3 protein-coding genes are annotated in these 13,793 nt (G+C 65.7%); all 3 read right to left on the reverse strand.

From position 1 onward, the window contains the following. Positions 1-27 precede the first annotated feature (27 nt). Genes yajC through DZC52_RS03265 form a run of 3 tightly spaced genes read right to left on the reverse strand, consistent with a single transcriptional unit; the run spans position 28 to position 13,784 of the window. Positions 28-498: a preprotein translocase subunit YajC gene (yajC, locus tag DZC52_RS03255; RefSeq protein ID WP_425451382.1), complete on the reverse strand. Its 471-nt coding sequence runs from the start codon at positions 496-498 to the stop codon at positions 28-30. 33 nt (positions 499-531) lie between these two features. Beyond that, positions 532-5,439: a beta-propeller fold lactonase family protein gene (locus tag DZC52_RS03260; protein ID WP_116649684.1), complete on the reverse strand. Its 4,908-nt coding sequence runs from the start codon at positions 5,437-5,439 to the stop codon at positions 532-534. A 2-nt stretch (positions 5,440-5,441) separates the two neighbouring features. Further along, a complete protein-coding gene (locus tag DZC52_RS03265; protein WP_181918745.1) occupies positions 5,442-13,784 on the reverse strand; it encodes an SBBP repeat-containing protein in 8,343 nt (2,780 codons plus the stop codon). Positions 13,785-13,793: the final 9 nt, after the last annotated feature.

Below are 13,793 nucleotides of genomic sequence, written 5' to 3' on the forward strand. Positions count from 1 at the left end.
CTTGTGGCCAGGCTGGCGCGAAGGGCGTCAGTTGGACGAGTCGATCGTTCCCTTCGGCACGACCTGGGCGACGGAGTGACGCTGCAGCTTGATGACGACGCCGTCGGTCAGCTCAAGCGATACGAAGCTTTCGCCCACCTCGGTGATCTTGCCGAGCATGCCGCCGGCGGTCACCACTTCGTCGCCGGCCGAAAGGCCCGCAACCAATTCACGGTGCTGCTTGTTGCGCTTCATCTGGGGGCGAATCAGCAGGAACCAGAAAATGACGACGATCAGGATCAGCGGCAGGAGGCTGCTGAGCATCGAGGGCGCCTGCTGTGCGGCGTCCTGCGCCATCGCGCTGGAGATCAGAAAATCCATAGGTGTTTCCTCAAAGAAGCTGTTGGCGTCTGCAGTTATCTGGGGTCCATTGCGGACGGATACAAACGCGCAATTATTGCACAGGTAACCCGGCGCGGCCAGATCGATGCGGCCGACAAGCGGCGGAGCGGCCGGCACGGAATCGCGATGATTCCGTGCCGGCCGCTCCCATCAGTAGATTTCGGGCGTGAAACGATTCCGATAGATGACGTCGGCGGCGCCGAAGCGCAGCAGCAGTCGATCGATCCACACGTCAACCGGTGCGCTATCGTCGGCCACAACCGTGTACTCGACCCGCGCCGACACCGAACCGGCCGGCATTTCGGGCAGTCGCCGGAACATGGCGCGCCACTGTCCCGCACCGTGGGGCACGGACTCGATGGATTCGATCTGCCCCGTCGATGTGCCGGCACAACCCGCCTGGGGATAGAAGGTGGCGCGGGCGGTGACTTGGGGTGCGGTCCCGAACGCCTGGTTGACCAGCACGTGCGCGCCGAGCGAGACCAGCCCGGAGCGCCCCGACACACTCACGCACTGGCTCGCGCCGTAAGTCGAGGCACTGCCGCCGGGATGCTGCACGCGAAGGGCGCCCGAACTCACCAGGGCGTCGGCGTCGGCCGCCGACCAGCGGATTTCGCCGCCACCCGGTGTGGCGTCGAGCAGCCACTGCCCTGCGGTTCCATCCAGGTTGGGGTTGCGCAGCACGTTGGTGGCGGCGACTTCGAAGTCCTGCTTGAAGTCCACGCCCTGTGTGCCGTCACCGGCGCCGTCGAGCTGATTGTTGTCGAAGTCGCGGATCTCCCCACAAGCCACCAGACGGTAGCGGCCGGCTGGCAAGGCCTGATCGCCGTCGAGCCGCACCACCGAGCGCTTGCGCGCCGCCTGGTAGGAGACCAGCGCATCCAGGGCAAAATCGCCGGGCTGGTCGCAATCCGGATCCCCGCCGCCGTCGAGATCGAACAGCCGGTAGTTGTCTGCATTGTTCGCCGCGCCCGGATCGGTGCCGCCGGCGGAGGTGAACACGCCGCGGGAAAACTCCGGCAGCAGCTGGGTAATCGCCGCCTCGGTAGGCAACGGCTGACCGACGTCGCCATACTCCGTCGCGTGCGTGGACAGCACGCGAACAACCTGCGGGGGCTCGGTCGGAAGCTCACCCTGCCCGAAGGCGAAGAAGCTGGCATTGTCGAACCAGGCCGTCAGCGGGAAAGCCTCTCCCGAGGGGAAGGAGAGATCGAGCGAGATCAGGACCGAACCGGCTCCGGCGACCGCACCGGGCGAGATCGAGGTGCTCAGCGGTATCCAGGCACCGCCGGTATCGCCCTCGACGGCATTGGAGACGAAGCCCTGCAGGGTGTCTCCGCAGCCGGCGCCGCTGTGGAAGGTCATCGAAGCAGTGGCCGCCACCGGATTCGGATCGGTGCCGATGTCGTCGAGCCGCACTCGCGCCTGCAGCGCATAACCGGCCTGGACGCCCGAATCGAGATTGACGCAACGCGAGACCGCGTATTCGGTGGGATCGCCGTCGGCCACCTCGATCACCACTGAACCGGAGGTCGCGATTTCGTCGATGTCGACATCCGGCGCGTGGACGATCTGTCCGACATTGACGCCCCAATTCGCCGCGGACAGCGCTTCATCGAAATTGGGGTTGGGCAACTGGTTGTCCCAGGAGACGGTGAACGGCAGACCGAAGTGCCCCCCGACCACCCCGTCGGCGTCACCGTCCAGGCCATTGCCGTTGAAGTCTTCGAGGGCCTCGCAAGCCACGATCGTGTAGTCGCCCGCGGGCAGTCCGGTGGGATCGGCGACGCGCAACACGGTATGCCGGTCCGAACCCACGTAGTCGGCCTGCGCGAGCTCGCCGCTGTCCGGTGAGGCGCAGGAGACCATCGCCGGGTCGACGAAGCCGGCCAGCAGCCTGAAGTTGCCCAGGTCGCCGGCCGAGCCGGCTTCCATGGGCTTGTCGAAGCGAACGATCAGCTGGGTGACAGCACTGTCGATCGCAGCGCCTGGTGTCAGGGCCGCGCCGTTGGGCCCGGCCACCGCCGTGACATCACGAACCGTCGGCGAGGTGACATCGTCACCCACACCGAAAGGCCCGATGGTCTGCACGGCGCCGGCATTGCCTGCGGTGTCGATCGCGCGGATGTGGAACCACCACAGGCCGTCGTCGAGTACATCGCTGCTCACGGCCGTGGCCCCGGGACCGAGATCCAGGTCGGTGTTCGGCTCACTGTCGGGCACCTGGTTGAATGCGTAGCTGTACCCGGCCAGGCCGCTGGGCGCGTCACCCTGGTCGATCGCCGCCGTCCAGATCACATCGATGATGTTATCGGGAATGGCCGGCTCACCGGCTTCGTGGCTGGTGCTGTCGAGCCCGGTCGGGCCGGTCGGCGCGGTGGCGTCGATCCACAACGGCCCCAGCGAAACCTTGGCTGAACAGTTGCCCGCGTTGTCACAGCTGCGCAAGTGGAACCAGTGGTCCGTTCCATCCGCCAGCGGCACGGAGACGGCCTGGTGGGGATCGCTGGTCTGGGGCACGTCGATCTGCTCGTCGGGCTCGGTCTGAGGGCCGCGCGAGAAGCTGACCGAGTAACCGGCCAGGCCGGAGCCCGGGTTGAGGCCCGTCGGATCGAGATCCTGCGCCCCGCTCCAGTTGACGGTGACCTCGGCCAGCGGGCTCCAGGTTTCCACATCGTGCGTCGGGCTTTCGAGCAGTGGATTCTCGGGTGCAAGCAAGTCGCGCGCGAAAACGCTGACGGCCTGGTCGAACCGGGCGGCGACGTAGATGTGCGCATCGTCCGGGCTGACGGCCACCCCGGTGGCGCCCCACAGTCCGGTCACGCCGCCGATATCGTTGCGCTTGACCTCCTCGAAGGTCAGGTTGCCGTACTCGGCGCTGCCCGAATCGGTCTCGCGCCGCAGCGTCGTGAGGGTTCCCGGCTCGGGTTCGGTGCCGTCCGCGCTCGAGGCCACGTAGACCAGTGCGCCGTCGTTGCTCAAGACAAGGCTCAGCGGCGCATCGAGGCCTGAAACGTCGCCGCTGCCCGATTCGAGCACCTGCTGCATGGTCAGCGCGCCGGCGCCGGAGCGGGCCAGGACGGCGACACTGTTGCTGTCGCGCCCGGTGACGTAGAGATGGGCATCGTCGGGCGCAAGGGCGAGACTCGACGGCGCGCTGAAGCCGTTGAACGCCCCGGCCCCGCTGACGTGGCGGGTGACAAAGGTAAGCTGACCATGGGCATCGGGGTCGGCATTGCGGTTGAAGATCGCCACCGCGTTGTCCGCCTGACCGGCGACGTAAACCTGCGCATCGTCGCTCGGGAGCGCCAGCGAGGACGCATTGGCAATGCCGTCGACGACATTGCCGAGCGGGTCGGTATCGCCGCTCGCAAGCGTTTGCCGGTAGAGCAGTTCACCCGTTACGGCATCGCGCGAGAAAACCAGCACCCGACCCGGCCCTCCGGCAGCGGCCACGTAAACGTTGGCGCCGTCGTGCGAGACCGCCAGGTCCCTGGGTCCGTCGAGACCTGCGATGGGGTCGGTCTGCGAGGGTTCGGGATCATCCCCTTCGAAGAGCACCTGGCTGACGGTGAGCTCGCCGTAGGTCGGCGAGCCGTCGTCGGCGTCGCGCTCGAAGGCCACGATCGCGTCGTCGGCCTGGGCGACGGCGTAGAGGTGCGCGCCGTCGTCGGAGACGACCAGTCCCGCGAAGCCGTTGACGCCGTCGATGGCGCGGTCGCTGGCGGTATTGACCAGAAAATCGGTCACGGCAAGGGTCTGGACGGCCTGCAGGCGACCGCTGTCGGCATTGCGGGAGAAAACGACGATCTCGTCGGCGGTGCGTGAGGCTACGTAGACCTGGCCGCCGTCCGGGCTGGCCACGGTGATGTCGGAAGGATCGCTCATGCCGTCGACCGTCACGCCGTTCTCCTGGGTTTCCACATGCACCAGGGTCTGGACCGAATCGACGATCAGGGCGCGACCGCGCGCATCACCCAGGCTGGCCTGGACCGGCGCGCTGAGGTCGACGAAGAAGTCGCGCGCCTGGTCGTTGCTTCCGTTGCCCAGCACGGTGACCGGGATCTGGCCGCTTTGCTGGCCGGGCGCGAAATTGAGCGTACCGCTGTCGGCGACGTAGTCGGTGCCGGCCGAGGCGCTGCCGTTGGCGGTCGCCCAGTCCACCGATACCGCCTGATCCCAGGTCGCCGACAGGCTGACACGGAACACCGCCTGGCGGGTGGACCCCACCGGCGGCTCGACGACGGTGACGTCCTCGATGAAGAGTTCGGGCAGCGTGTTGTCATCCATGATCACGGCCTCGCCCTGCCACTTGAACAGCGCCACACCGTCGGAAGGATTACTGATCTCCGCGTAGAAACGGCGATTGCCGTCCGGGTCGTCGTTGCCGCAGACCTCGACCTCGACGGTGGTCGAGAGATTGCCGGGCTGAATGGTCCCGGACCCGAAATCATCCAGATAGTCGGCACCGCCGCTGCAATCGGCAGCGCCGGTGGCGGCGTCGGCACCGTCGCCGTCGCGTGTCGCCCAGTCGAAAGTGACCGGTTCCTCGAGCGCCTGCGGTATGGAGACGGTAAATGCACCGATCGTGGTGGTACCGGCATCGCCTTCGGCAATGTCGATGTCGTCGATGCTGAGCGCCACCAGGCCCTGGAGGCTCTCCGGATCCAGGTCCATCCGGCGCGCCATGCCCTGCTCGCCGATCTCGATCATCGCCACGGCCTGTGCATCGAGGTACACCATCGCTTCGTCGCCCGTGCGTGCCGTACCGGGAATCCGCGCCCCGGTGGAGTGCATCGGCACCCGCAGCGCGTACTGGCTGCCCAGCGACGGATCCGAGTTGAGCTCGTAGCGAGCGATGGGATCGTCCCAGTCGGGTATGTGCAGGGTCAGTTCGCCCTCGGCCACCGGTTCACCGAACCAGCTCACCTGCCCGTAGAGCACGTGATCCGGTTCGGAGATCGAAGCCTGCAAGCCACCGGCAAGACAGCCGGCGAGGATGAGCAGTGCTGGCGCGATGTTCAGCCGGCCAGTTCGGCCGCGTGATGTCCCGGTCATGATCAGTTACCCGAATAAGAATAGGTCGTGAAGAAAATGCGGATGTCGCTGACACCTTCGCCGTCGCGCTCTTCCGTGTCCGGAATCGGCGCGCCCTCGATGAAAGTGTCGAGCCCCTCATCCGGATCGGCCAGCAGGCTGCCTCCCGGAATGATGAGCATCCACTCGCGGTTCCACACCGAGCGGCCGATCAGGCGGCTGTCGGCGATCACCTGCGTGTCGTCGAAGGGCTCGGTGAAATGGTGTGCCCGGAACTGCGAGTAGCGACGAACCTCGTTGAAAGCGTTCGACAGCGTGTCGGCCAGCGGCAGCCAGTTGGCGTTCTGCAGCTCTTGCGAGCCGATCGGGAACGGCACCGGCAACACTTGGTCGATCACCTGCCAGTCCCGCGTGCGGAAGTCGTCGTAGGACGGGGAACGCAGCACATCGGCGCCCGTGGGGAACAGGTAAATGCGCGGCGTCTCGCTCAGCGGCAGTCCGGCGTAGTCCCTGAACCAGGTTCCGACCGAACGCACGCGAGTCGAGAAGCGCGAGGCATCGTAGGCGCTGTCGCCCGGGCCCAGGGGCCAGTGGAAGAAGTTGAGGCCGAAGCTGACCGTCGTCGGGAATCGGAACACCAGGGCCGGCAGGGGTCCGGCCGATTCCGGCTGCGGCGGCCGCGCGAAGCGGCGGAATTCCTCGAGCTGCCACAGGTCGTCGACTCGGGCGTTCTCGAGAATCCTCTGCCATTGTTCGTCGCCCTCCGGGGTGTCCTCGATGCGGAACAACTCGCGCCTGAGCGAGAAACGGTTGGTCTCGATCTGCGGGTTGTTGAAGCCCATCTGGCCCTTGAGCACTTCGAAGTTGGCCGCCATGCGGCCGAGCGGGTCGGCCAGGCCACGCGAACCCGGCACCGGGTCGCCACCGAGAATCTGGCCGAGCGAACGTTCGCGCACGATATCGGTGAGGAAGCGACGACCGGCCCGGCTGTCGCTGCCGAGCAGATTGGTGTCGTAATCGTAGGCAGTTGCCGCCAGGTAGGCATAGCGAGCCGCAAGATCGAAAGCGGCGCGGTACTTCTGCAAGGCATCGTTGCGGAACACCCGGAACGCCATGTCCTTGTAGCGGTGTTCCTGCACCGCCGCAGCGCCGTTCTTGCGGAACTGCACGAGCTCCGCCATGATCCGCTGCCCCTTTGCCAGCTCCTCGAGATACTTGCGGTAGAGCTGCTGGATGGCCTCGGCGCGCGAGAACATCTCCATGCGCAACACCGGTTCTCGCCGGAGCATCTCGTCGAACTGACCGCGCATGTTGAAAAGTTCCAGGCGCGAGTCCAGCACCTGCGTTTCCAGCGCCGCCAGTTGCGAAACGTCCTGGGCGGTGGCCCCGGTCACGTTGGCCGCGATCTCAAGTCCCTCACCGATCGCGTCGGTCACCGAGTTGACGCTCACGCTGGCCGTCTTCATCGTGCATCGCGCCACCGAAAGCGTGTCGCCGCCGGCGGCAACGCCGACGATGATCGACTTGGGAATGCACTCCGAGGAGCGATCCATGATGGCGGCGGCCAGGTTGCCGGCGGCCTTGACCGCCTTGGCGCTCTGGTTGAGCGTCTGAACGGCGATGTTGATCTGGTTGAGCGTTCGCCGCTCGTTGTTGGCGATCTGAAGTTGCTCGTTGCGCAGGTTGTAGGTCGCCTCGATCGTATCCACCAGGTCGGAGATGTCCGAACGCAGGTTCTCGTACTGGACGATCGAGCGCTGCAGATCGATTCGCGCCATGAACATGTCGTGGAGCACGTTCTGGATCGAGCCGGTGGCCCTACGCTGGCCGGTCCACTCCGGCGGCTTGCCGAAGGTGAAACCGAACGCGGGCGAATCGTAGGTGACCATCTCCACGGTCAGGTCGTCGCCTTCCGGAGGCGGACCCAGAGCGCAACCGCTGCCCAGCGGCGAGGAGTCGCAGTTGTCCTCCCAGAACGGGGCGTCCTCGTCGAAGCCGAAGTAGTTCACGCCGCCCGGCAGTGGGTCGTAGCTGGCGTCGAAGCGATTGATCTCGACGTCGCCCTCGATATCGAAGCCCTCCAGCAACCCGGTGTCCTTTCCGGCCATCTCCAGGACATCGATGTACTGGTAGTGGTAGACGTCGGGCCCGTCATAACCGGCCGGGTAGAGACCGCCGGGTCCGACATCGTCGGCGTAGGGATAGCCGAAGATCTCGATCAGGCGGTTCTTGTAGTTGCGTTCGTTGGCGCGGGAATTGGCCGCCAGGTCGTCGACGCTGTCCTGGTTGAAACGCAGCATGCGATTGAGCTGGTTGGCGAAATCCCAGACCTTGACGGCATTCTCCAGGGCGCCCACGGCACGATCGTAGACCTGCTCGAAGTGCGTCTTGCCGTAGCGATCGACCTGGATCGGGTCGATATCGAACGGCACGACGCCCTTGGCCAGACCCAGGGGATTGAGCCCGCGGTCGGCCTGGTCGAGTTGCTGCTGGATGGAATCGAAGTTCGAGACGATTTCCTCCAGTTCCTCGACCGTGGTGCGGTCCACCTTCTGGATACCGAAGTTGCCCGGATCAGGATCTTCGTCGGGCAGGATCGCGTTACCGACCACCCAGTCGAAATAGGCACCCTGCCCCGCCCGGCGAGCCCACTCGGACAGACCCCAGGCGCGTTCGGGATCGTCGTCCTTGTAGCCCTGCCACTGTGCAGCCGGATCCTCCACGTAGAACTGGCGGTAGGTCAGGTTGACGATCTCGGCACCGGTTCGCGCCTTGGCCGCGGCCACCTTGGCGAACTTGCGCTCGTCGAAGAAATCGACCTGTATCGGAACCCCGGCAACGGGTACGGCCTCCTGCGTCGGCTCCCAGGTAAAGAAGGGGTGCTTGAGCAGCGAGTAATGCGTCTTCATGGCCGTGAGGTACTGCCCCCAGGCATCGCCGTGCCCCTGCGGGTACTGGATGCGCGCATCGAACTCGTCGATGACGCCATCGGTGTTCTTGTCGCCGATGTCGTAGTTGAGCGCGTAAGCCGCCTCGCCGTCACCGGTCGTGAAGTTCCAGAACAGGCGGTTGTAGACCGGCGGCGCAGAAGTCGTGGCCTGCGAGTCGTCGCGACCGCGCAGCAGCACCAGTTCTTCTTCGAGCACCGAAGCCAGCTGGTTCTGGAAAGGATGGACAGTCGGCGCCAGGCTGGCGAATTCGCCGCTGGTCAGCAGGCCCACGGTGGGATCCTGTGCGTCGGCGTAGGCTTCGTTGCCGAGCAGCGCGTAGAAGTCGACGATCCGGGTGGCGACGTTGAGAATCGCCTTGTTGACCGGGCCGTAGTCGACCGGCGGCACGGCATTGACCGACAGGTCCATGGCCCGGCGCATCACGGTCGTATACGCCTCGATCAGGCCGATGTCGTTGAGCACCTCCGGATTCGACGTCAACGGGATGTCGCCCTCGTAGCGTTCACCCAGTTGCGTGAGCATGCTCGAGTAGGTGTTGGTCGGCGAGGAGTGGAAGTCCTGAACGCGCGCCTCGAAGGGATTGAGCCGCTCGATGACGCGCTTGACCCAGCCGAGGCCGAGCTGGGCACGCTGATCGAGCGGCGTCGCGCCCGGGCTGCCCGCCCAGAGACTCCATTCCGACTGGTTGTTGCAGACCGGCAGACCGCGGTAGCGCGCCACGTACCAGTTGTCCGAGAGGGTCTGGATATTCGCACCCTCGACGGTGATCTCCACCGCGCCTTGCGGGTCGTCGACGGGGAAGCGCTGCCAGCCGTTGAGCTGTCCGGTTTCGGGTTCCGGCAGCGGGAACGGCGGCGTACCGTCCTGGTCGGGCTGGAAGTACCACTCGAATTCGAGTGCATCCGGATCGCCGCCGAAGTCACCGGAATGACGCAGCGTCAACTGCTCGTCGAAGATATTGTCGGGCATGATGACGTTGAGCTGCCCCTGGTAGCTCGACAGGATGTCGGCCGGATCGGGCGGCGGCGGCTGGCGCAGGCAGTCGACGCGGATGATCTGCACGCTGACCGGCGCCGGGTTGAGCGTGGGGTCGTTGTTGAAGGCCAGCGTGACCCAGCCGACGCTCTGCGTGGCGCCGGCGGTCAGGGCCGGCTGCACTCCGGTGGCCTTGTAGGGCTGCAGGAATCCGTCACCCTGCGGATCGTCGAAGGCGGCGAGCAGTTCGCCGCGGTCGACATCGCGCGACAGCGTGCACTGGCGCTCACCGGTCTGCGGGTTGATCTGACTGTCCACGCATACCGTTTCGATGCCCTGCGGATTGCGCGTCAAACGCAACAGGGCCTCGACCGCCTCCGCCCATCCGCAGGGCTCGCCCGCGTCCTGGCAGGCGTTGGTGGAATCTTCGGCCTCGTCGTCGGCGCTGCCGTCGAGGACCTTGAGCTGGCGCGCCTCGCGGAAGCTCATGATGTTGAGCATCAACAACGGCTCGCCGGCGATCGTGTCGTCGAAAACGCCGCTGAAGATCAGCCGCTTGTTGAGTGGGTCGTAGCGCAGCCGTTCGCGGATTGAAACCGGCAGCTTGAGAAGGCCGTCGGCGTCGCCGGTGATGATGCGCCAGCCGGTTTCAGGATCGAGTTGGCTACCCAGCCCGGAGAGGTTGTCGAGGTAGACATAGCGCGGATTGAGCGGGTCGATCAGCTGAACCAGGGTGTCTTCCGGAGCAGCGCCGCCTGAAGCCTCCATGGCCTCGCGGTGCTCGTCGAACACCACCTCGACGGCATCCTGCTGGTAGATGTTGGGAAGACCGCGCTTTTGCTTGAGCAGGGTCTCGCCGGGAATCAGCTGGGGCGGATTCGACGGCCAGGTGAAGGTGTAGTTGACCGCCAGCGGCTCGTTGGGAGAGACCGTACCGCCCCGCTCTTCGGGCAGGCGCGCCATCCAGGGAATGCACTGTCCCTCCGTGGCGTCGGGGAAGTCGTTGTTGGTGATGTCGTAGGAGAAGCCCGGCTGCAGCGGATACCAGAACAGGAGTGCGCCGTTGCCGGCCGACTTGCTCCACAAACCGTTCTTGTAATCCTTGAAGAACGGCGGCGGGGGCTGCGGGTCATTGGCGGCCTGGCCGACGGCAAGGGTCTCGTCGCAGCCCGGCAGCGTGGAAAGCGGATACGGGGGCGCCACGGCGGTACCCGCCTCGCCGCCGTACTGGAAGCCGTCGAAGCCGGCCCCGGTAGCGGTCACATAGTAGGTCCGGAAGGCCCAGCGGCCCAGATCCTCGCTCCAGTACTTGACCAGCACGTAGGGATCCGTCGGCGCGGTGAAGTCGTCGCGCAGATTGATACCGAAATCGGCGCGCAGCGCGAACAGGGCGAGAATGCCCGTACCGGTGTTGGAGGGCGCAAAGAAGGCATGCGTCGCGTTGGGGTTGTAGCCCGGTTCGGAAACCAGCGGCTGCTGGTAGATGCGCAGGTCCGGATACTGCTGTGGGCCGAGGGGTTCCTGGCCCAGCACTTCGCCACCCTGCTCGCTGGCAATGATGATGCGGTCGGGATCCAGCGGCCAGTCGGGGGCATAGTGCATTGCCCGCTGCGGCCAGTAGATCCCCATGGCGTTACGCCGGTACCAGGCGACGACCATTTCCTTGTCGGCGTCCTGGAGCCGATTCGGCCGCACCTTGTTGACGGGGATGATGTGGCCGGTGCGCGACTGGCGGTCGTAGGCGGCGTCGGCCCCCACACCGTCGTAGAAAGCGTCTTCGTTGAGCACGTAGCCCGTACGGCCGATCTGGTTGTGGTACGGCTCGACGATCGGCTCGCCGATGTCCCAGCGAATGTTGTCGACGTAGTCCGGCGACTGGTTCGGCCGGAAGGTTCGCACGACTTCTACCGAAGCCGGGTGCTCGAAAGGATCGGTGGTCGCTCCTTCGACGTACAAGAGCACAGTGAAGCCCGGCCGCGAGGCCTTCATCACGCCGGCATTGACGCTGGCGTCGCTGGGCTGGGACTGCGGCACGAACTGGTTGACGAAACGGAAGCCGCTTCCCGGCTCATCCAGCTCGACCGGTGCACCGGCGATATGCACCTGGTAGCACTCGCTGTCGTTGGCCGGCGTGCAGGCTTCACCCGGCCAGCTGGTACGGCCGACGGACACGATCCGGTTGCTGCTGCTGAGCGGTTCATCGTCGACGCGCCAGTGGATCTCCACGCCGTCGATGGCGTCCAGCACGGTGAGCACCGCCTCGTCGGCGCCTGCGGGCTTGGCCCAGAAGAAGCGCGTGCCGATGGCGTCGGTCACAAGCTGGCCGTCGATGTAGATTTCGGGCGCCGCCGCCTGCTCGTCGTTTTCGGCATTGGTCGGCGGCGTGACCGCCTCGCCGACGAGCCAGGTCTTGACCTCGAACCACACCCCGAGCAGATCGAGGTTGGCGACGAAACCGTTCTGTCCGGCCGCCGAGACCAGTTCGGCTTCCTGGCCGAAAACGATGGAATCGGAAAAAGCACCCGTGACGTAGAGATTCGCCAGGCCGTCGGTCGCGAGGCTGGTCATGACCGAATCGCCGCTGCCGCCGGCCTGTCCGGGGACGGCCGTCTCGGCGTTGTAACGATCGCCGCCGGTCACCCACTGCGTGCTGCCGCTGTCGTCGACCAGCGAAACGAACAGGTCGCGTTCACCGGCCGATTGCAGGGTGCCGTCGGGGCCGCTCTTGAAGACCGCCGTACCGGAGAAGTGACCGGCGAGGAAGATGTCGGTGCCGACGCTGGCCAGCGCGGTGCCCTGCCCGCCGTCGGCCACCTCGATCCAGTCGGTGTCGCCCGAGTTGGGATCCAGCTTGGCCACAGCGGCACCGACATCGGTAACCTGCTGGCTATAGCCCCACGGCGTGAAGGCGCCCAGGACGCGCCCGGCGATATAGGGCAGGCCGAGATCGCTGACGTGAATCGCGGCCACGGGGAACTCCGGTTCTACCGGTCGCGCCCATGACCACGTGGGGTTGGCGCTCGTGGGATTGCTCAGACGAGCGATGAACTGGCGATCCTCGGGCTCCAGATCGTTGCTGAACAGCGGTTCAGCGCCATCGGTGAGGGCAAAGTCATCGACCCACCATCCTTCTATGCCAACTTGCTGGCCCTCGCCCAGTCGCCAGCGGAATCGCACACTGCTCTCGTTGGCAATACTGTCGAGCGACACCGTCACGGAGTTGTACTCCGGCCAGTCCGGGCTCTGATGGCACCAGCCCGGACCGCTAATGGGGTTGTTTTCCCAGCCGTTCCAGGCTCCGTTGTAGCCTCCCGACTCGAACCATTCCGGCGGCACCCGATTCCAGTTGTTTCCACCATCGGTCGAGTAGGACAGGACGGCCAGGTCATAGCAGCTGTCCAGCCGGAATCGATGATTGAATCGAAGCTTCGGCTGCTGGATCGCGGTCAGATCGAAGTTCCGGTCGAGTTCAAGATCGCTCGCCCGAACACCTGGCTGGTTGGGAATGAAAAAGCTGTTGGGCGGGCTCGAAGGCGTGTCGGTCGATTCCTGCCATGGGCTTTCGGCAATGAACTCAGCCGGGCTTCCCGGGGGTGTTGGCAAGCTGGCACCGCCCAGGTCGAGCGGCCCGTTGTGCCGGCCCACGACCATGACCCGGCCCTGATCGACATCCAGGGATGAAATGGCGGATGAAACGCCGCCGGCCACCCCAGAATTGCTGGCCCACTGCCACACGCCGTCGGAATCCAGGGCGGCCAGATAGTGCTGATCGTCCGGCGGCCCGCCCGAACAGCTGCCCTGCCCCAGCAGAATGTTCTGTTCGTCGCTGGCGCCGACTTCCGGCGATGTGAAACGCGTGCCGCACTGGTAGTGGCCGGCGATGACAAGGATGTCCGGGGACGGGGGAATGGCCGCCGGATTGCCGGGAATCAGGCCGATGTCGACCGAAGCGTCAACCCCCTCGCCGGTGGCCGTACGCACCCAGGTCCAGCTGCCCGCACCATTGAGCTTGGCCACGAATATGTCGGGCTCAAGCGTTGCCGATGCCATTTCAAAGGAACCGAAATCGGCGCTGTTGACGAAGCTGCCGGTGATGTAGACGTTGCCCGAGCTGTCGACAACGATGCCGTCCGCGCTGTCGGCGCGGTTGCCGCCGGCGCGCTGCACCCACCGCAGGTTGCCCGACTGGCTGTAGCGCGCCACGAAGATATCCCGGGTCCCGCGGGCGCTGATCTGGGTGTCACCGCCGAAGACGGCCTGCCCGGTGAACGTGCCGGTCACGAACACGTCGCCGCTGGGACCCACGGCCGAGGCGGTGACGAGATCGTCGCCGCTCCCGCCGGCGCTGGTCGGCCAGACGCCCCAGGCCGGGCCGCTCAGGCCAACGGCCAGGATCAGGAGAAGCGCGATGCGAGTCATGCTGGTTTTGGCTGCGGACATTGTCATGGC

Origin of the sequence: Wenzhouxiangella sediminis (assembly GCF_003410055.1) — a bacterium.
Classification (GTDB): Bacteria; Pseudomonadota; Gammaproteobacteria; order Xanthomonadales; family Wenzhouxiangellaceae; genus Wenzhouxiangella; species Wenzhouxiangella sediminis.